This is a genomic window from Pseudoalteromonas shioyasakiensis (genome assembly GCF_001550135.1).
In the GTDB taxonomy this organism is placed as follows: domain Bacteria; phylum Pseudomonadota; class Gammaproteobacteria; order Enterobacterales; family Alteromonadaceae; genus Pseudoalteromonas; species Pseudoalteromonas shioyasakiensis.
On sequence record NZ_LRUE01000014.1, the window covers coordinates 404048 to 423785 of the forward strand.

18 protein-coding genes are annotated in these 19738 nt (G+C 39.4%); 15 read left to right on the top strand and 3 right to left on the bottom strand.

Going from position 1 to position 19738, the window contains the following annotated elements:
* The first annotated feature begins 85 nt into the window (after positions 1 to 85).
* The 6 genes from PASHI_RS09135 (at position 86) to PASHI_RS09160 (ending at position 7049) form a co-directional block, all read left to right on the top strand.
* Complete coding sequence (locus PASHI_RS09135; RefSeq protein WP_062565351.1) at positions 86 to 316, top strand: DUF2798 domain-containing protein; 231 nt, start codon at positions 86 to 88, stop codon at positions 314 to 316.
* Positions 313 to 1245 carry a YeiH family protein gene (locus PASHI_RS09140; protein ID WP_062565352.1) on the top strand — a complete coding sequence of 311 codons (933 nt, stop codon included), beginning with the start codon at positions 313 to 315 and terminating at the stop codon, positions 1243 to 1245. The genes PASHI_RS09135 and PASHI_RS09140 overlap by 4 nt, the downstream gene beginning before the upstream one ends.
* Positions 1242 to 2405 (top strand): endonuclease/exonuclease/phosphatase family protein, encoded by a 1164-nt coding sequence (locus tag PASHI_RS09145; RefSeq protein WP_062565353.1) that lies wholly within the window; start codon positions 1242 to 1244, stop codon positions 2403 to 2405. Before PASHI_RS09140 ends, PASHI_RS09145 begins: the two co-directional genes overlap by 4 nt.
* Positions 2406 to 2510: 105 nt before the next feature.
* On the top strand, positions 2511 to 5003 hold the full coding sequence (locus PASHI_RS09150; RefSeq protein WP_062565354.1) for a prolyl oligopeptidase family serine peptidase: 2493 nt from the start codon (positions 2511 to 2513) through the stop codon (positions 5001 to 5003).
* A gap of 726 nt (positions 5004 to 5729) precedes the next feature.
* Entirely contained in the window at positions 5730 to 6044 is a 315-nt protein-coding gene (locus PASHI_RS09155) for a hypothetical protein (RefSeq protein ID WP_062565355.1), read from the top strand.
* Between the two features lie 510 nt (positions 6045 to 6554).
* Positions 6555 to 7049, top strand: coding sequence for a hypothetical protein (locus PASHI_RS09160; RefSeq protein WP_062565356.1), 495 nt, complete (start codon positions 6555 to 6557; stop codon positions 7047 to 7049).
* Between the two features lie 138 nt (positions 7050 to 7187).
* On the opposite strand, the gene rrtA is transcribed toward PASHI_RS09160, so the two are convergent.
* Positions 7188 to 7772, bottom strand: a complete 585-nt coding sequence (rrtA, locus tag PASHI_RS09165) for a rhombosortase (protein WP_054561461.1) — start codon at positions 7770 to 7772, stop codon at positions 7188 to 7190.
* Between the two features lie 85 nt (positions 7773 to 7857).
* On the opposite strand from rrtA, the gene ggt reads away from it, so the two are divergent.
* The 3 genes from ggt to PASHI_RS09180 all read left to right on the top strand — a co-directional run bounded on the left by ggt (position 7858) and on the right by PASHI_RS09180 (position 12337).
* Complete coding sequence (gene ggt / locus PASHI_RS09170; protein ID WP_062565357.1) at positions 7858 to 9615, top strand: gamma-glutamyltransferase; 1758 nt, start codon at positions 7858 to 7860, stop codon at positions 9613 to 9615.
* Between the two features lie 174 nt (positions 9616 to 9789).
* Entirely contained in the window at positions 9790 to 11484 is a 1695-nt protein-coding gene (locus PASHI_RS09175) for an NAD-dependent malic enzyme (protein ID WP_062565377.1), read from the top strand.
* A gap of 136 nt (positions 11485 to 11620) precedes the next feature.
* Entirely contained in the window at positions 11621 to 12337 is a 717-nt protein-coding gene (locus PASHI_RS09180; RefSeq protein WP_062565358.1) for an SIMPL domain-containing protein, read from the top strand.
* A gap of 6 nt (positions 12338 to 12343) precedes the next feature.
* Here PASHI_RS09180 and PASHI_RS09185 read toward each other — a convergent pair whose 3' ends face one another.
* A complete protein-coding gene (locus tag PASHI_RS09185; RefSeq protein ID WP_062565359.1) occupies positions 12344 to 13696 on the bottom strand; it encodes a DUF2254 domain-containing protein in 1353 nt (450 codons plus the stop codon).
* Between the two features lie 119 nt (positions 13697 to 13815).
* Between PASHI_RS09185 and PASHI_RS09190 the strand changes: the two genes are divergently transcribed.
* The 5 genes from PASHI_RS09190 to PASHI_RS09210 all read left to right on the top strand — a co-directional run bounded on the left by PASHI_RS09190 (position 13816) and on the right by PASHI_RS09210 (position 16908).
* A complete protein-coding gene (locus PASHI_RS09190; RefSeq protein ID WP_054561465.1) occupies positions 13816 to 14190 on the top strand; it encodes an MAPEG family protein in 375 nt (124 codons plus the stop codon).
* 1 nt (position 14191) lies between these two features.
* Positions 14192 to 15094: a substrate-binding periplasmic protein gene (locus tag PASHI_RS09195; RefSeq protein ID WP_062565360.1), complete on the top strand. Its 903-nt coding sequence runs from the start codon at positions 14192 to 14194 to the stop codon at positions 15092 to 15094.
* Complete coding sequence (locus PASHI_RS09200; RefSeq protein ID WP_062565361.1) at positions 15091 to 15723, top strand: sulfotransferase; 633 nt, start codon at positions 15091 to 15093, stop codon at positions 15721 to 15723. The genes PASHI_RS09195 and PASHI_RS09200 overlap by 4 nt, the downstream gene beginning before the upstream one ends.
* 45 nt (positions 15724 to 15768) lie before the next feature.
* Positions 15769 to 16341 (top strand): MiaE family protein, encoded by a 573-nt coding sequence (locus PASHI_RS09205; protein ID WP_054561468.1) that lies wholly within the window; start codon positions 15769 to 15771, stop codon positions 16339 to 16341.
* 195 nt (positions 16342 to 16536) lie between these two features.
* Positions 16537 to 16908, top strand: coding sequence for a hypothetical protein (locus tag PASHI_RS09210; RefSeq protein WP_055197077.1), 372 nt, complete (start codon positions 16537 to 16539; stop codon positions 16906 to 16908).
* On the opposite strand, the gene PASHI_RS09215 is transcribed toward PASHI_RS09210, so the two are convergent.
* Entirely contained in the window at positions 16900 to 17598 is a 699-nt protein-coding gene (locus tag PASHI_RS09215) for a metallophosphoesterase (protein ID WP_244269384.1), read from the bottom strand. The genes PASHI_RS09210 and PASHI_RS09215 overlap by 9 nt on opposite strands.
* Positions 17599 to 17852: 254 nt before the next feature.
* On the opposite strand from PASHI_RS09215, the gene PASHI_RS09220 reads away from it, so the two are divergent.
* The gene (locus PASHI_RS09220; protein ID WP_062565363.1) at positions 17853 to 19430 is read left to right on the top strand and encodes an ATP-binding cassette domain-containing protein; all 1578 of its coding nucleotides are present in this window, start codon (positions 17853 to 17855) and stop codon (positions 19428 to 19430) included.
* The last annotated feature ends 308 nt before the right edge of the window (positions 19431 to 19738 follow it).

Sequence of the window (19738 nt, forward strand, 5' to 3'; positions counted from 1 at the left end):
CTAATTTTGTACCTCTTGTCTCAAAGCACTTGCGTCAGGGTCATCTTGCTATAGACTAATATTTTTATATTAATATTAGTTCGTTATGTTACATCCTCGATTTAGAACAGTCGTATTTGCGTTCTTTATGGCGCTGTTTATGTCTGGATTTATGTCTTTAGTGATCAGCATTTTTAACGTTGGTTTAATCGATAACATTGCAACCATTTGGCTTCAAGCATGGGCTTTTGCATTTTGTGTGGCATTTCCTACCGTTATTTTTGTTGCACCTGTGGTGCATAAGCTAACCAATAAACTTATCAGAGCACCGTTGTGATAGCCGAACGCCCAAAGCAGTTTCTATTTATTGCACTATTTTTAATATCAGCATTACCATTTGTTGGCTCTGCTACGGCACTTGTAGTCGGTGCTTTATTTGCCATGATATTAGGCAACCCATTTGCAGTGCAGTCACAAAAAATAAGTAAATGGATGCTAAAGTTGGCGGTGATTGGCTTAGGCTTTGCTGTTGATTTTAATCAAGTTATAGAAGTAGGGCGCAGCTCTATTGTGCTTACTATTGTCAGTATTACCGCTATTATTGGCCTTGGTGAAATTTTATCTCAGTTATTTAAGTTAAATAAAAACACCGGTGTACTTATTTCATTTGGTACAGCCATTTGTGGTGGTAGCGCCATTGCAGCAATGGCGCCGGTTATAAAGGCCAAAGATCACGAAGTAGCTATATCACTCGCTGTGGTGTTTTTATTAAACGCCCTTGGCTTAGTGTTATTCCCAATGATTGGTCATTACTTTGGCCTGACTGAGCAACAATTCGGTGTTTGGGCAGCACTTGCTATTCACGACACCAGTAGTGTAGTGGGGGCTTCCGCTGCGTATGGCGCATCAGCGCTTGCTATTGCCACAACCATTAAACTAACCAGAGCGATGTGGATAATCCCTTATACAAGCATCGCGGGTGTGTTTTGGAAATCGGATGAAAAAGCCAGTATCCCATTGTTTATATTTGGTTTTTTAGCAGCTGCACTGATTAATTCGAGCTTTCCTGAGCATCAAACACTATGGCATGCACTCAATGTTGGTGCTAAACAACTGTTAGTAATGACCTTATTTTTGATTGGTAGTGGTTTATCTATTTCAGTCTTAAAACAAGCGGGCATTAAACCTTTTATCATGGCGATGATCTTATGGATCATTGTCAGCAGTATTATTTTACTACTTATAGTAGACGGATTTATTTCATGAAAAACGCTTTATTAACTTCTTCAATAGCACTGGCTGTAGGCTTACTTGCTAATAATGTATCGGCTGCTGATTTACGTGTTGCCACCTTTAATGTGAGTATGGATGCAACTAACTATGCTAAAAAAGGCGAATCAATAGATAAAGATGCTTTAAGTAAAGCATTAGCGAGCAACCACCAGCAAATTCGTAACATTGCCGAAATTATTCAGCGAGTAAGACCTGATGTAATTTTACTAAATGAGTTTGATTATATTGATGCAGACAAAGGCATTAACGTATTTCGTAAAAACTACCTGCAAGTATCGCAAAATAAGCAAGTTGCCATCGATTACCCGTATTACTTTATTGCACCTGTTAACACTGGTTTACCTACTGAGTTTGACCTAGACAACGATGGTGTAAAGGGGCATTACAAAGGTGACGCACACGGCTTTGGCTTCTTTGAGGGGCATTATGCAATGGCAGTATTGTCGCGCTATCCAATCGATTTAGATAAAGCGCGTACATTACAAACATTCAAATATAAAGATATGCCAAATGCACAAATGCCTATCGACCCTAAAACAGGTAAAGACTGGTATTCAGCTGAAGAATGGCAAGCAATTCACCTAAGCTCTAAATCATTTTGGGATTTACCAATTGATGTAAAAGGCAAAACGTTTCATTTGCTTGCATCTCACCCAACGCCGCCAGTTTTTGATGGTGACGAAGACCGCAACGGTAAGCGTAACCACGATGAAGTGCGCCTAGTTGCAGATTACATCAACAATGCTAACTACATTTACGATGATAAAGGTCAAAAAGGTGGCTTAAAAGCGAAAAGCCGTTTTGTTATTGTTGGTGACTTAAATGCCGCGCCAGAAGGGGGTAAGGCACGCCCGAATACCACAGACCAAATTTTAAAAAATCCATTAGTGAATACCTCTTTTACGCCAACAAGCAAAGGCGCTAAAGAATCGTATAAAGAAGATTACGCTAAAAACTATACCGCTTATTGGCAGGCTCGTGCTGATTACGTTTTACCATCAAATTATGGGATTGAGATAAACGATGGTGGGGTTTTTTGGCCACAGAAAAACTCTGAGCTGTTCCGTTTAATTAAAGATCGTAACGCATCGTCTGATCATCGTATGGTATGGCTTGATATCAGCTTAAAATAAGCTGTTATTAAACGGAAAACTTTGGCTGTTTATCCTATAAAAATTGCTATTTCATCAGTGCTTCTGCTTAAATAGGGCGAATTATAATAACCCGTAAGAAGCACTATGAAATTCAAAACCACTGCTAATAAAACGTTAGTGGCTCTCGCAGTCGCATCTAGCTTCATGCTAGCAGGTTGTCAATCAACCGCCTCAACGCCTTCTGAAGAACAAGTTACCAATGTAGCACCCGTTGTTGCTACTCCTGCTGATACAGGTTCAGCTGAAATCACGTTAGAGCAAGCAATGGCTCACCCTGATTGGTTAGGCCGCCAGCCTGAGCGTGCTTTCTGGAATGGTGATTCTAACAGCATCGTTTATGCACAAAAGCAACAAGGCAATGAGTTACGCGATTTATACGTTCAAGCGGTAAATAGCCAATCTGCATCACAATTAGCGTTAAACAAACTACACACTGTAGGCGCTAAAAATGCCGTTTATTCTGCAGATAAAAAGCAACAGGCTTATGCATTTGAAGGTAATATCTTCGTTAAAAACCTAAGCACTGGGCAAATTACACAAATCACTCACGATAGCGCACAGCAATCAAAACCACAGTTTTTAACTGATGGTAGCCTTGCATATCGCCAAGGTAATGCATTTTATAAAGTTGATTTAGCAACGGGTCGTCAAGTTGAATTAGTTAACTTACACCTAGACGATGCACCTAAAGGTGTACAAGAGCCAGACACTTACATTGCAAAAGAGCAGCACAAACTAATTGATTACATTGCGCTGACGCACAAAAACAAAAAAGATCGTGAAGAGCGGAAAGCACAAATCAACGAGCAAAACGACAGCATTGCTAATGCACAGTTTTATTTAGGTAAAGGTAAGCGTTTAGCAGATGTACAGCTTTCACCAAATGGCCAAGCACTTGTTGCAGTAACCACAGAAAGCCGTTCATGGCGCGATGAAGGCGATATCATGCCTAATTACATTGCCGATGATGCACGCGTAAAAGCAGAAAAAGTACGCCGTCGTGTTGCTGATGAAAAACCAATCAGCTCAGACGTTGTTTACATCGACCTTAAATCAGGCGAGCAAACAACGCTTGCATTCGATACCTTACCAGGTTTTGATGAAGACGTACTTGCAGCTGTTAAGAAAGAAAACTACGCCCGTGATGGCAAAACTTATAAGTCTGAAAAAGCACCACGTGCCATCAACTTAATGATGGATTGGGGTTGGGACCAAAGTGCAATACAATGGAACACAGATGGTTCACAAGTGGCTCTTATGCTAGAAGCATGGGACAACAAAGACCGTTGGTTGGCGACTGTTGATACACAAAACAATAAACTTGTTTCACAGCACCGTCTGCATGACGATGCGTGGGTTAACTATGCATACAATGATTTTGGTTGGTTGAACAACTCAGACACGCTTTACTACTTATCTGAAGAGTCTGGTTACAGCCATATTTACAAAAAGCCTTTAAACGGTAAAGCAACGCAGCTTACTAAAGGCCAATTTGTTGTTTCTAACTTAACGTTAACGGCTGATAACTCAGCGATTTACTACAAAGCCAACGTTGAGCACCCAGGTCTTTACGAAATCTATCGTGTAAACCCTGCAAACGGTGAATCTGAGCAAGTAACCAACCTTGATGGTATGACTGATTACCAGTTAAGCCCAGATGAAAGCAAACTATTGCTAACTCATTCAAAAATTATGTCGCCGCCTGAGCTTTATGTTGCTGATGCAAAAGCAAACACCCAAGCAACTCAGTTAACGCATACAGTATCTGATGAGTTCTTAGCGAAGAAACTAATTGCACCTAAGATTGTTGCTGTGCCTTCAAGTCACACTGATCAGCCAATTTACGCAAAAGTATATTACCCAGCTGATTATAAAGAAGGCGAAACAGGTAAAAACCGTAAAGCGGTTATCTTTAACCACGGTGCAGGTTACTTACAAAACTCACACATGGGTTGGTCTGGTTACTTCCGTGAGTTTATGTTCCACTCACTATTGGCTTCAGAAGGCTACGTAGTAATGGACATGGACTACCGTGCATCGAAAGGTTACGGCCGTGATTGGCGTACAGCTATTTATCGTCAAATGGGTACACCTGAGATCCAAGATTTAGCAGACGGCGTAAGCTGGATGGCAGACAACGCAAACGTAGATACACAAGCTGTAGGCACTTATGGTGGTTCTTACGGTGGTTTCATGACGTTTATGGCGCTATTCACACAACCTGATTTATTTAAAGCAGGTGCTGCACTTCGTCCGGTAACTGATTGGGCTCACTACAATGGTCCTTATACGTCTAACATCTTAAACCACCCAGATGTTGACCCGATTGCTTATGAAAAGAGCTCACCAATTTACTTTGCTGAAGGTCTTAAGAGCCATTTATTAATTAACGCGCCTATGGTTGATGACAATGTATTCTTCCAAGACTCAGTACGCTTAGTACAGCGCTTAATTGAACTTGAAAAGGAAAACTTTGAAACAGCTATCTTCCCAGTTGAGCCACATGGTTTTGTACAACCATCAAGCTGGTTAGATGAATACCGCCGTATTCATAAGCTATTTAAAGAAACGCTTTAACTTTTAGAGCAATTTAGAACTGACTTATAAGCAGCCTTGATATTCAGGGCTGCTTTTTTGTTTTTATAGCAATTGATATTTACCATTAGATATTAGTATTTAACTTGTTTTGCCATAAATAATATCTTTATGTTTCTCGCTAATTAAGCCCCGAAATCCACCACTCACTAAATTAGGCTGCTTTGTGTTGTTCATCGAATATCGCTTCTGATTGCTCACAAGATATTCATTACCGTTGCCTTGCATTGAGCACCCGTTCTAGGTGAGCAATTTAATTACCTGTAACCCTTAGTAATATTGATCAGTGACCTAGCAATATTATGAAACCAGCTAGTTATGTTAATTTAATAGTAAATTAGGTACAGGGACCATTAGTATGACAACATAAAAGTGCACGCGCCCTTTGAATGGAATAAGTTTAGTGATATGCCAATAAAACTTTACCTTTAGTAAATCCATATTGGTTTATGTAAAAATTAGCTTTGTTCAAGTAATACGCCTTCAAGTGGAAGTGCTCTTGATAACACTTGGCCTTTTGGTAAAGGTTGTTTAGGTCGCGCAACTACGGAAGCTGAGAACTATGAGCCAAAACAATTTGATGAAATTAGTAGAGTCGATAGTTGCATTAACGCTGAGTTAAATCGATATGCCCAAATGGTACCGATTGTCACGAGTACAGTGATAGTTTAGCTAATAAATGTTTAAGATTATGTCAGGTGAAATAGCATGAATTTAAAAAAAATCCAGATATTGAAACTAGTATGGATAACCTGTTTTACTTTAGTCATTCTTTCTGTTTTAGAATCTGTTCAATATGTCAGCCAAACTCACGAGTTAGGTGTGTTCATACTAGTTTTACTGGGACTTTTAAGTTTTCCATTAGGTCCGTTTTTATTGTATCTAGTTACAGTTTTACCAACTATAGATTATCAAAGCAGCTTTGGTTTAGAAGTGTTTGTTATTAGTATCTGTTGCTTTATCGGTGGATATTTTCAGTGGTTTATAATTTTACCTAAGATTATTAATAAATATTGGAATTAGCTATTAATTTAAAGTCTCACAAACCGAGGCTTTTGGTTAGAACTATACAAATTGAAATAGGATGAAGCTAGTCTATAACTATCTAAGTTCTAACTTGATAGATCTAAACCAATTTAGTGTACAACTAATTTAGGGATTACGCTCCTGAATTAGGACGCTATATTTAGTCTGCCCCAATTTGTTTAGCGAAAATATATACGCGACCATTAAATGGACTAGGAAAGTTTAGATCTAATGGTGCATCTAATATGAATTTAGGTGTTTTCCACGAACAAATTTTGTATAAGGATGGTACAAATAGTGGCTTTTCTTATGCAGATCCTGATACGAGTGGATATTCATGCAAGGATAAAGAATACGATGATGCATTAATGAGAAAGCAGAGGAACGAGAAAAAATCTCATTTGATATGAAAAACTATAATGTGATAACTAACAACTGTCAGGACTATGTTGATGAGGTTATTAACCAGTATTATAACGTATTAGCAGACCAAAATAGGCATAAACGATGAGATTCAAGTGGGTTTTATTAATATTGATTTTTGTTTTAGTTCTTATGCCACCATTAAATATTTATGCTAAGTGGCATTTAAAAACATTCTCAGGTGGATTTATTTATACGCTTTTAAATTTGACTTATGTTCCCGATGATTATTATCAGCAAGTAGGAGGAATTTGGGTTGATACAAACAAAAGTAGAAGTGCCAACATACACTTAGAACATCGATATAGAGGGAAGTATGGAGTATATGTTATTGGTGAAACTGTTCAAAATAAAAACCACAATGTCTCAGCAATAATGAATTGTGCAGACAAAATTATTGAGTTAGAATCTGGCTCGAGTAAAATCACTGATTTAAATAGGAAAACCGCAACCTCTCTCTTAATTGGTATGTACGATGTAGAAAGTGACTTTCCTCACGAAGTAATCTGCTCTATATCAATTTACGAAAAAACAAAAGGACAGTTTTTTATATTCGTTAGGAAATTTAGACATTATTAGCAACCCTAAATTTTTGAATCCAAAGCCTCGTTAGCCGGGGCTTTGTAATATTTGATATTCAAGATAAATCATAATTAATTTTTATGAAAAGATTAAATAGCAAGGAATAATAACCAGATTATTAAATCGCGAGTAAGGTTACCCGCGCTTTTTTATTATTTTTATAAAGACAGGCAAAGCGAGTAGAGTGCCGCCAATTGCGCCGATAAAGTGGGCATCAATGGCAACATTAGAGGCGATTAACTGACTCACCGATTCACTCGGGCCTGCTATTTGCTCCCAAATCACTTTAGCCCAAGTACCAGCAAACAATAACCAGCCAGAAAACATGCCTGCTTGTACATCTTTAACTGCTCCCCAAATGATCACTCCGTGCAGTAGAGCACTTAATCCGGTGTAAATTTGGATATCTGGGCAAAATAGCCACACACCTAAGCCACACCATAATGCAAGAATGGCAATATTAAACGCATAGCGAGCAGGGCTTGTATGCTCAGCGTGCAGAGCCCAAATTAATAAAATTCCGGCACAATTTAAGCCTAAATGAGGCCAATTTGCGTGCACGAATTGACTAGTGAAAATGCGCCAAAATTCACCATTTGCAACTAACTCACGGTTAAATTCGAGATATTCATTTAAGTTAAAAGTAGCAAATAAGGAACTTAGTATTACTAAACACAATGGCGGCAGAATATATTCTAGTTTCAGGGGCAGGTTTATCATGTTATTTTTGTTGTATCTGAGATTGTCGCCTATTGTGCACGTTTAATTTTAAGATGCCAAATACACTACGGGATTAAGTTTATTTATGTTATTCAAAACCAAAGCGCTGTTAGCTCTGTCCACCTCTTTAATTTATTCAACGGCTATTTTTGCAACCCCTGCAAAAATTGAAACTCGCGAACCTGAAGCTGCTACAGGCTTTGCTCATAAACAGGTTGTTGAAGGCGATAAGTACATGGTCGCAGCAGCAAACCCTTATGCAGTAAAAGCAGGGCAAAAAATGCTTGAGCTAGGCGGCTCAGCAGTTGATGCAGCCATTGCAACGCAATTAGTACTGACACTGGTAGAACCGCAATCGTCGGGGATCGGTGGTGGTACGTTTATGATGTACTTCGACAGCAAAACCAAAAGCCTAGCCAGTTTTGATGGCCGCGAAACGGCTCCAAGCAATGCTGATGAAACACTATTTTTAGATAAGCATGGTAAAGCCGTAAAATGGATTGAAGCCGTTGTAGGTGGTCGTTCTGTTGGTGTTCCAGGTATTTTAGATGCATTTGCCACCGCCCATAAACGTTACGGCAAGTTAGAGTGGCAAACCTTGTTTGGTCCTGCCATTGAATTGGCTGATAAAGGCTTTATTGTGTCGCCGCGTTTACATCAATTATTGGCTAAAGAGTTAAATCCAGGGGTTACTAAGCTACCTGTTATTCGTGACTACTTTTTCCCAAATGGTAAACCGCTTGCTGTAGGTACGGTTAAAAAGAACCCTGAACTTGCCTCGCTTTATAAAGATATAGCGAAACAAGGCATTGATGCTTTCTATAAAGGTGAAAACGCCAAAAAACTTGTGCATGCAGTGCAAAACTCAGCAGTTGCACCGGGTACTTTAACGGTTGAAGACTTAGCTAATTACAAAAGTAAAGAGCGTGCACCTGTGTGTGTTGATTATCGCCAATACGAAGTGTGCTCAATGGCACCACCAAGTAGTGGTGGTGTAGCTGTATTACAGATTTTAGCCTTACTCGAACATAAAGACATGGCTAAACTTAAACCAAACTCTGTTCAAGCATTGCATTACTTTACCCAAGCATCGCGTTTAGCGTTTGCTGATCGCAACGTGTATATGGGTGACCCTGACTTTATGCCAATCCCAACACAAGGATTACTCGATAAAGACTACCTTGCAGGTCGTGCAAAGCTTATTTCTGAAAAAGATGCTCACGCAGAAGCAGGCACACCGCCTAATTCACTTGCGTACGCGCAAGATGATGCTTACGAGTTACCATCAACAACTCATGTATCGATTGTTGATAGCCAAGGTAATGCGGTTTCGATGACCAGCTCTATCGAAATGGCGTTTGGTTCAACAGTAATGGTGAACGGGTATATTTTAAACAATCAACTAACAGACTTTGCTTTATCGCCTACCAAAAATGGTAAGCCATTAGCTAATCGCGTTGAAGCAGGTAAACGCCCGCGTAGTTCAATGTCGCCAGTCATGGTGTTTAACAAGGACGGCAGCTTACGTTTAGTGGTTGGTTCACCGGGTGGTAGCCGTATCATTGATTATGTAGCTCAAGTGGTTGTAGGTGTGCTTGATTGGAACCTAGATGCACAAACAGCTATTAACTTACCGCGCATTACTAATCGTAATAATTACACAAGCCTCGAAAAGGGCACTGAACTTGCCAACGCCGAAGCTGATTTTGTTAACCGCGGACACACAGTTCGTATCCTAGATTTAAACTCTGGTTTACATGCTGTTGAAGTTAAAGACGGTAAACTTTATGGCGCAGCCGATCCGCGCCGCGAAGGCATAGCTTTAAGTGATAAAAGCCACTAAAAACAAGCTCAGCAGCCTTAAAGCTGCTGAGTTTTCATGTATACTATCTGCTATGCTATTTAGAGCATAAAATTCATTTTCTTCAATGGTCTGACAAGGTGAATTGTCATTGCAATTTCGCCTTCAAGAGTAATAATGTCAGGTCATAATTATGACGCATCAAAGCTTGGAAATATGACTACAAATACCGATCCAAATTATCTTTATATTCCTTATTCAGGCCCAGGTCTGATCGAAACGCCACTATTAAATAAAGGCAGTGCTTTTTCACAAAAAGAAAGGGAAAATTTCAACTTAGCCGGTTTACTGCCACCGCGTTATGAAACGATCGAAGAACAAGTTGAGCGTTGTTACCAACAGTATTCAAGCTTTAGCGATAACTTAAACAAGCACATTTACCTTCGTGCTATTCAAGATAACAACGAAACACTTTACTACCGTTTAGTGCGTGATCATCTTGAAGAAATGATGCCAATTATCTACACACCAACGGTAGGCGATGCCTGTGAAAAATTCTCAGACATTTACCGCAGTGCCCGTGGTCTATTTATCTCTTATGAAGATCGTTTCCAAATTGATGATATTTTACGTAACGCGACTAAAGGCAAAGTAAAAGTTATCGTTGTGACTGACGGTGAGCGTATTCTTGGTCTAGGTGACCAAGGTATTGGTGGTATGGGTATTCCAATTGGTAAATTATCACTTTACACAGCATGTGGTGGTATTAGCCCAGCTTATACGCTACCAGTGATGATTGATGTTGGTACGAACAACGAAAAACTACTTAACGACCCTATGTACATGGGTGCACGTCATAAACGTATTTCGCAAGAAGAGTATGACGAATTCTTAGATCTATTCATCAAAGCCGTTAAACGTCGTTGGCCAAATGTGTTACTTCAGTTCGAAGACTTTGCACAACCAAATGCAATGCCATTACTAAAACGTTACCGCGATGAAATCTGTAGCTTTAACGATGACATTCAAGGCACTGCTGCGGTTACTGTAGGTTCTTTACTAGCTGCATGTCGTGTTAAAGGCGCGAAGCTTTCTGAGCAAAAAGTTGTGTTTGTTGGTGCAGGTTCTGCGGGCTGCGGTATTGCTGAGCAAATTATCAGTACTATGGTTGCTGAAGGCATTAGCGATGAGCAAGCGCGTTCTCAAATCTTCATGGTTGACCGTTTTGGTCTGCTTACTGAAGGTATGGAAGGCTTACGTGACTTCCAACAAGCACTTTGCCAATCTAAAGATGGTTTAAGCGAGTGGACATACAGCGGTGAGTACGCATCGTTATTAGATGTAATGCACTGTGCACAACCAGACATCCTAATTGGTGTATCTGGCCAACCTGGTTTATTCACAGAGCAAGTTATTCGTGCAATGCACGCATCTTGCCCACAACCGATTATCTTCCCGTTAAGTAATCCGTCTAAGCAAGTTGAAGCACTTCCATCAGATGTTATCGAATGGACAGACGGTCAAGCAATTGTTGCCTCTGGTAGCCCATTTGATCCGGTTGAGTATAACGGCCAAACGTTCCCAATCCCACAATGTAACAACAGCTACATTTTCCCGGGTATTGGTTTAGGCGTAATTGCTGCTAAAGCTACACGTATTACAGATGCAATGCTGATTGTATCAAGTGAAACACTGGCTGAGTCTTCACCACGTGCAAACACTGGTAAAGGCAGCTTATTACCAGCACTCACTGAAATCCAATCGTTAAGTAAACGTATTGCTTTTGCAGTAGCGAAAAAAGCGATGGAAGAAGGTGTTGCACTAGAGCTGAGCGATGAAGCGCTATGGGCAGCAATCGAGAAAAACTACTGGCTTCCAGAGTACCGTAACTACAAGCGTCGTAGTATCTAAGCTATAACACGCTGAGTAATTGAAAAAACAGGCTTTTAAAGCCTGTTTTTTTATATCTTAATAATAGTGTCTTGTTCATATTCAATTAACCCTTTAAGGTGATAATGAACGGAGTTTTTAATTAAGGAACAGTATTATGCGTAAGTTAGTTTTTACCGCTATGGCCGCCGCGCTAAGTTTTAATGCGTTAGCAGAAGCAACACCTGATGCTCCTCATATTTATATTCAAGGTAACGCAACGGTTAAAGCAATCCCAGATAACGTTAAACTGACAGTAGGTATTGTTGAAGTAGATAAAGATTTAATTGCCGCTAAAAACAAAGCCGATGCAACCATGGCGAAAGCAATTAAGCTTGCTAAAAGCCAAGGTGTAGAAGAAAAGGGCATTTATGCCTCTAATATCTCAATTCATCGCCAAACAGAATATAACCGCGAAACAGGTAAGCAAAACTTTGTAGGCTACAGAGTAACGCGTAGTTTGTCTGTTACCTTAACTGATATTAAAAAATACCCGATTATGCTTCAGCAACTAGTGAACTCGGGTATTAATGAGATCAATCAAACTCAGTTTGTATCAAGCAAGTACGAAGAGCTACAAAAGAAAGCGCAAAAGCTTGCTATTAAAGATGCTCGTGCTGCTGCAAAAGAATTTGCCAGTGACTATGGGGTTGAACTTAAAGGCCTGTATACTGCATCAAGTAGCCCTCTCGATACAGGTAGCCAACCTTATATGCGTGCCAGCAAAATGGTTATGGCAGAAGCTGCACCAGATAACTATGTACCTGATGCATACAACGGTGGTGAGCTTACAATTAGCGCAAGCAGCTATGCGGTATATCTAATCGAAAACTAAATTCAGTTATTGATTGCTGGCAAACCTTGCCAGCAATTTTTCACCTTGCTGCTCTGAAATACGAGCAATCGCTTTTAGCATATTAGTAATCTGTTCACGGTCGTACTCATTACTAATATGCGTATCTATATCTTCAATAATCGCCCCTAAGTAAACAAACAGGCTATCTGTTGCTTTCTCGTTATCAGATGCTCTAAACAATATGTTTTTAAATGCCTCAAGCACGTTAACCATTACATAGGCGTCATTTTTTGCATAGTTACGAATTGGCGTAAAGTTATCATGCAGCAGCTCATCAAATGATGTTTCGTGTATAAACAAGTGCGGTTGATTGTTCTGGCATCGTTTAAGCGAGTAGTTCACATCGTAAATGTCTAAACGCAATATGAGCAATATACTCAACATATCAATGGCTTTTACCGCAGTACCGGGATCGTTAATACCCGGGCTCATAGCTTTAACCGCGATTTCTGAAATTTGTGTCATACCGTAGCGGTAATGGTCACTAATATATTCTTCGATATAAAAAATAAAGCAGTCTAGTAATTGCTCTACCAGTTCAGGTTTGTCAGATAAGTCAGTATCACATTTTAAAAACGGATAACCTTTAACTGTAAAGAAGCCTTGCTTAACTGAAATATAAATTTTAATACCGTGCTGTTGGCATAGTGCGCACAATTTATCGGTATGAGCGCCTTTAAAGTAGCCTTCTGTTTTACTTTTAACACTATGCCAGTCATCAAACTCAGGAAAATGTTCAACAGGATTTTCTTGTTGCATGCCAATTATGCATTTAAGCTCACCTTTGGTATTTTTAAACAAGTCGTTTAGTACATTATCGACCTGAATTGCTTTTGAAATTGAGTGAATAAAAAACACAAAAAAGCCCAGCGAAATTAAACCAAACACCAAAGAAAAGAAGATACCGAGTGAAGGGATCCCCATGTCGCCATCGCCAATGGTGCGTATGTTTATCAACATTAATATGGTGTAGATAATACTGCCAAGATAAAACCCTAGCACTAATTGGTGTGACTTACGGGTAATAAGCCCAGGTAACACACGCGGTGAGAGGCTGGCACTGGCACTATTAAGCACCACCATAACCATAGAAAAGCTAAAAACCGTTAGCGAGATAATGCTGCCTGCAAGTGTACTGAGGATGGTTCGGGCGTTCTCTTCGCTATCGACCAGTAACACACCAATGAGCTTTTTAAATTCCATAGATAATGACGAATACTCGACCGCTGTGGTTATTAAACCAAATAATAAAAACACCACAGAGAGCAATGAAGGGTAAAAACCGATGCTACTGATCATCTCGCGGTAGTTATCGGCGATTTTTCTTGGCGTAAACATGCACTTCCTTAAGAACTGTTAGACATTAAATATCATACTGAGCTAACCTAACTACTTACTTAACAGCCTAGCAATAAACAGTGCTAAGCGTCTAACTTTAAATAAAAATTGGAAAAACTGTGATTGTTTCAACGTTTGCTGCCATTTTGGCCATTTTATACATTCAACTTAGCTTTCGTGTAATTAAACTGCGTAAAGCAAAGCGCATTTCACTTGGCGATGGTGGCGATGCTAGCCTACAAGCAGCAATACGCGCTCATGCTAATTTTATTGAATATGTGCCATTTTCCTTGATTATGCTATTTTTATTAGAGTACCAAGGTCTTCCAAGCCATTATTGCTATATTTTAGGGGCAATGCTCTTGGCTGGCCGTTTTTGTCATAGTTATGCACTCGCTGATAATCTGATGAAATTACGTGTATTAGGGATGATGCTAACTTTCTTAACTATGTTGATCAGTGCCGTGATGTTATTAGTTACACAGGTATTCTAATATGCAGAAGGTTGTTTTTACTTTACTACTTTTGTTATTTTCGATTTCAGGCGTAGCTGAAGTAAAAACAATCAATGGCAAAAAAGAAATAACTATCCCTCCAGCAACACTCAATATTATTTATCCTAAAACCATGCCAAGCCTCATTGAGGATAATTATTACCCGTTGCTTTTACTTAAAACAGCATTAAAAAGAAGTGGTTATAGATATACACTTACCCCTGCGGCAGAAGTGTTAGGGCAAAATCGTGTTTTAAAAGAAATCGAAAAAGGCACCATTGATGTTTCTTGGACCATGACCAATAAAGAGCGAGAAGAGCGTTTATTACCAATACGCGTGCCGCTTTTCAAAGGTTTGTTTGGTTGGCGTGTTATGTTCATTAACGAGCAAAATCTAGCGCACTTAAGTCAGCTAAAAACCTTAGATGATTTAAAAAGTATCTATTTTTTACAAGGTCAGGATTGGCCAGATACCAAAATATTGCGCGATAATGGCTTAGTAGTTTCTACCTCGTTAGATTTAGAGTTTTTATTTGTCATGCTTGAAAGAGGGCGTGGCGATTTATTTCCTCGATCTATCCTCGAAATCAATGACGAATATGCAGTATTCAAAAACCAAATGCCGTTGGCGGTACTACCTCAGATAATGCTTAAATATAAAAGCCCAATCTATTTTTTCTTTAATAAGAACGACCCAGAAATAGCCAAAGCAGTGAATCAGGGCTTAAAAATAATGCGTGAGAGCGGTGAGTTTGATGAGCTTTTTTATAAATACAACGGCGAAATTATTAAAAACGCCCACCTGCACGACAAAATTGTTATAGAATTGCGCAATTATGATTTACCAAGGTTAACCCCAGTCAACGACAAATCGCTGTGGTTATCATTTGATCAGGTGCCATGAGCTCTAAAATATTTATAATCGGTTTACCACGAACCGGCACAACCAGTATCTGTAACAGCTTTTTACAACTCGGATATAAAACCGCCCACACAGCCTATACCCAACAAGCAATTACAACCGCAGACGTTATTGCCGATACCCCGGTATTTAGCGAATACGCCTTACTTGATAAACATTTTGCAAATAGCCGTTTTATCAACCTTGAGCGCAATTTAACTAAATGGCTGCCTTCGATTAGGCAGTTATTAGCACGTATGCACACTAATTTAATGCGCCCAGACGGTGGCTTTAATATCCATTTAAAGCGCTGTTATCTCGATGTTTTTGGTCAGTATAGCTTGGCAGATTTAGAATCTGATGAATACTTAACAGCGTGTTATAACCGTCATCAACAGCAGGTAGCAGATTATTTTAAAGGCCGTGAACAGCAGTTATTAACACTGGATGTAGCAGACTCAAACAGCCCGCAATTACTTCAGCAGTTTTTAAACACTCAGCAGCCAATTAACTTTAAACAGCTTAATATAGGCGGTAAGGTCACAGCGTGGAATGATATAAAACATCCCGATAAAGTGTCATCGACCCGAAGTGGTAAAATTGATAAATCTCTTGGTTATAATCACACGTAAAATACGTTAAAATCGCCGCCATTATAAGTTTAGTTGTTCCTTATCATGTTTGAATTGAAATACCACACGCCATTTGAATGGACAGAAGGTGTCTTAGCTGACTTCGATACCTTTTTACAAGATCATGCTGCAGCAGAGAAAAAAGCCTCTGGTATGGCTATGTCTATGCTTTCTCATTACCCAGACCGTCGTAAGCTTGTTAGAGCCATGACAGACTTAGCATTGGAAGAAATGATCCACTTTAAACAAGTTTTAAAGCTATTAATGGAACGTGATGTATCTCTTGGTAATGACCAAAAAGATCCTTACATCAAACAAATTCGTGCGGTATTTAGAAATGGTCGTGATGAATTTTTAATGGACCGTTTATTAGTAGCAGGGGTTATTGAAGCTCGCGGACACGAGCGCTTTTCGCTTGTTGCAGAAGCTTTACCTGCAGGCAAAGAAAAAGAGTTTTATGTCGCGATTGCTAAATCAGAAGAAAAACATAAAAACTTATTCGTCGAGCTTGCCTATGAGTATTTCGATAAGCAAGATGTTGATACACGCCTTGAAGAGATCCTCATCGCAGAAGCCGAAATCTGTAAAAATATTCCGTTTACAGCAGCGCTTCACTAGTGAGATGCTTGTGTATTAGGCCTTTTAGCCTAATACACAAATTAATGTTTTATCCCAAAGCAGTAAATTAGGGACTAAAAACAATAATTAAGTCTCCAGAAAATAGTTTTGCCAATCCTAATTGATTAAATAAACAGCATACATTCATCTTTCTCTCCTATAGTTAAATTAGTACCTAACTGTGAGGAATAGAGCATGAAATGGATGATGACTCTTACGACGCTGTCGTTAATAGGGATTGTAATTACCGGTAATTCAATTTACACCGAAGTTAAAATCTTTCGTTCCAACGATAAGCCAACCGAAATAACCGCTAGTATGTATCGCTCGCTTATTTGGCATAGTGATATTTATAAAGACGATCAGTTTTTAAATACCGCGCAAAGCTACTTTAGTGATGGCAAAATTGATACGCGTGAATACAGTAAACTTACGAGTTTAGCGAGCAAAATAGCCGGCCCTATCATCTACATTCAAGAAACCGATGAGCAACTGTGGCATGCAAGGTTAACCTACAAAAAATACCTTGAAGAGAAAACGGTGGAACGACTGGCAAGTTTACATTGATGAAAACTGCTTGATCAGCGTGCTAAGCTCAACAATGGTGGGCTTACCGCTGAGATAATTGGTATCAAGATGGTAACTATTGCCAAGCCAATAGGGCTTTTTGGTCGTGTTATGGCCATGCACTGAAAAGTCGATACTTGGGTTTATTAAAGGTTTTTTCGCTTTGGTTAAGCTTCTATCCCAAAGCAATGCGCCAATCGCTTGTTGTATATCTTCTGTAGGATTTTGCCAATCCCAATCAGAACAGGTGGTATGCGATAAACCAATTCTTAATGCTCCGTATTCAACATAGTAAGAAAGCGGGCATTTGAGTAGTTGCTTACAGGCAAATGCAAGTTCTTCATCGCTTACTTCTAGATGCCAGCGGCCGCCGTTCTCAACCCATAAACGGTAGTAACCTTTATCCTTTGCAAGTAAAGACTCAAGCAACATATGCTCGTGGTTACCAAGGCACATATGTACACCAAGCTCTTTAAAACGCGCAAGTAACGCAATGCTGTGCTCACCCCGGTCAATCACATCACCAAGTGAAAACAAGATATCTTCGCTTGGGTTAAAATTAACAGAGCAAAGTGCCTGTTCAAATTTAGTTAAATCTGCATCTAAATCGCCAATAACAAATACACGTTTGCTTTGTTCAAATTGCATCTTAACTTGAATTGGGTTTTGCGAGGCAAGAGGGCTTTTCACTAAATTCAAAATACATTCCTTTAAGCAGCGTGTAGCTCAAGACTAACATAACTCGTTGCTATTTTAGCACTGGGTGGTTATTATCTAGCCTCACTTTTTAGGAGTTACTGCCAACATGAACAACTAAACCTGTTATCCAATTTCATTTTTATCTTTTTGGACCAACAGGGTTAGTAGGCGTTGCTCACTATCACTTTTAATATGTTTCTTCTCGTGTGATCACACGCTTATGCCCCTGTAATACAGGAGGCACTATGCCACAACTTCAAGCTTTTAATTTAAGTTATCAACATGGCAATGGCGATGTTGTATTTAACGATCTTTCATTTTCACTCACAGCTAAAGTCACCGCGTTAGTCGGCAGGAACGGCTGCGGTAAATCTATATTAGCGTCAATACTTGCTAAGCAAAAAGAGCCTAGCTCTGGTACGGTTGTTTGTAATTCAACCCTCGGTTTATACCGACAAATGAACGATGTAAATCAGGATGATAACCTAACAATTGCAGAGGCTATTGGGCTAGAGCCTGTGTTTAAAGCACTTGATGCTATAAACCAAGGGCAAGTTACAGAGCAGAACTTAACTTTGCTTGAAGGTAATTGGGACTTACCAGAGCGCTTTAATGCAGAACTTGTAAGGCTTGGCGTAAACAACAAAATCCCTTACTCCTTAAGCAAACATTTGAGTGGCGGTCAGCTTAGCCAATTAAAGCTTTGGGCACTATTTACCTGCATAAAGCCCGATATTTTAATACTGGATGAGCCATCAAACCACCTAGATACAAAAGGTAAAAGCTGGCTGATAAAGCAAATACACAACTTTAAAGGCCAATTATTACTAATAAGTCACGACCAAGAATTATTAGAACATGCCCATGAAGTTTGGGAGCTAACAACCCTGGGTTTAACACAATATGGTACGTGTTTTTCTGAGTACCAGACTCAAAAACAGCAGCAAGTTGCTGCCCTTGAAAATAAATTAAACCACGTTGTTAAACAGCAAAGTAAGCTCAAGGCAGCAGAGCAACTACAAAAGCAAAAAACACAAAAACGAGCAGGCCAAGGAACCGCCCTCAGAAAATCAGGCAGCCAGCCTAAAGTGTTGATGGATGCTAAAAAAGATAAAGCAAGCGCTAATTTATCATCACAAAGTAAAAATAGCGCTAAGCGAGAGGGTGAACTCACTCGAAATAAACATGAGCTTTCTAGCCAGCTTGAACAAACTAAAGCGCAGCAATTTTATTTAGCGCAAGCAGATGAAGCTAAGCACCAAAAAATACTTAGCCTGGAGGGCGTTGTATTAGCACACGGGACACAGAAGCCGCTAAATTTTCAGGTGTTCAGTGATGATAAAATTCATTTAGCGGGTGCTAATGGCACTGGTAAATCAACCTTACTTAAAACTCTGACATACGACATACCAGTAAAAGCAGGGCAGTTACATTGCAATCAAGCACTCTATTACTTAGACCAACATTTTACATTAATAAACAACGAGCTAACCCTGCTTGAAAACGTGATGACTTACTGTAAAAACCTAGATGAGAGCACCGCACGAACTCTACTTGCCAGTATTGGCTTTAGAAAAGACGCTGTTTTTAAAAAAGCCGCACTTTTAAGTGGCGGTGAAAAAATGAAGCTCGCCATGTGTATCGTCAGTAATATTGAAAGCACCGCATTTTTGCTACTCGATGAGCCCGATAACCATCTCGACCTAGAATCAAAACAGCTCTTGGCTCAGTCATTACAGGGCTTTAAAGGCGGGTTTATACTCGTAAGCCATGATAAATACTTTGTAGAAAGCATCGGCTGCAATAGGCAAATTGGTTTATAAAATAGCCATTTACAAATAAGCTTGCTAGGGTGGTTGTAGGTACTTTATACCAATCCGCAATAATACTTAATCATTTTGAGGGATTAAACCTGTCGCTATCTGCGTTAAAAATTTCTGATTTAGAACAACTAAATAGGGCAGTCTTTATTCCTGTAAGTGCTGATAAGAGTTTTAAAATAGTATCTGTGAAGTCTGACAAACGAATTTCCTTATTTAACAAATCTAAATTAACAGAACAATTAAAGTGTTATGAGAGATATTTCTCTCATAACTACGTTTATGCTCTTTTTTTATCTCCATACTTTAAC

Coding starts and splice junctions, on each gene's coding strand:
- rrtA (WP_054561461.1), bottom strand. CDS start 7,772: ATGATAAACCTGCCCCTGAAACTAGAATATATTCTGCCGCCATTGTGT.
- PASHI_RS09185 (WP_062565359.1), bottom strand. CDS start 13,696: ATGTTTACGCCAAGAAAAATCGCCGATAACTACCGCGAGATGATCAGT.
- PASHI_RS09150 (WP_062565354.1), top strand. CDS start 2,511: ATGAAATTCAAAACCACTGCTAATAAAACGTTAGTGGCTCTCGCAGTC.
- PASHI_RS09175 (WP_062565377.1), top strand. CDS start 9,790: ATGACTACAAATACCGATCCAAATTATCTTTATATTCCTTATTCAGGC.
- PASHI_RS09135 (WP_062565351.1), top strand. CDS start 86: ATGTTACATCCTCGATTTAGAACAGTCGTATTTGCGTTCTTTATGGCG.
- PASHI_RS09180 (WP_062565358.1), top strand. CDS start 11,621: ATGCGTAAGTTAGTTTTTACCGCTATGGCCGCCGCGCTAAGTTTTAAT.
- PASHI_RS09205 (WP_054561468.1), top strand. CDS start 15,769: ATGTTTGAATTGAAATACCACACGCCATTTGAATGGACAGAAGGTGTC.
- PASHI_RS09160 (WP_062565356.1), top strand. CDS start 6,555: ATGAGATTCAAGTGGGTTTTATTAATATTGATTTTTGTTTTAGTTCTT.
- PASHI_RS09210 (WP_055197077.1), top strand. CDS start 16,537: ATGAAATGGATGATGACTCTTACGACGCTGTCGTTAATAGGGATTGTA.
- ggt (WP_062565357.1), top strand. CDS start 7,858: ATGTTATTCAAAACCAAAGCGCTGTTAGCTCTGTCCACCTCTTTAATT.
- PASHI_RS09155 (WP_062565355.1), top strand. CDS start 5,730: ATGAATTTAAAAAAAATCCAGATATTGAAACTAGTATGGATAACCTGT.
- PASHI_RS09200 (WP_062565361.1), top strand. CDS start 15,091: ATGAGCTCTAAAATATTTATAATCGGTTTACCACGAACCGGCACAACC.
- PASHI_RS09195 (WP_062565360.1), top strand. CDS start 14,192: ATGCAGAAGGTTGTTTTTACTTTACTACTTTTGTTATTTTCGATTTCA.
- PASHI_RS09145 (WP_062565353.1), top strand. CDS start 1,242: ATGAAAAACGCTTTATTAACTTCTTCAATAGCACTGGCTGTAGGCTTA.
- PASHI_RS09220 (WP_062565363.1), top strand. CDS start 17,853: ATGCCACAACTTCAAGCTTTTAATTTAAGTTATCAACATGGCAATGGC.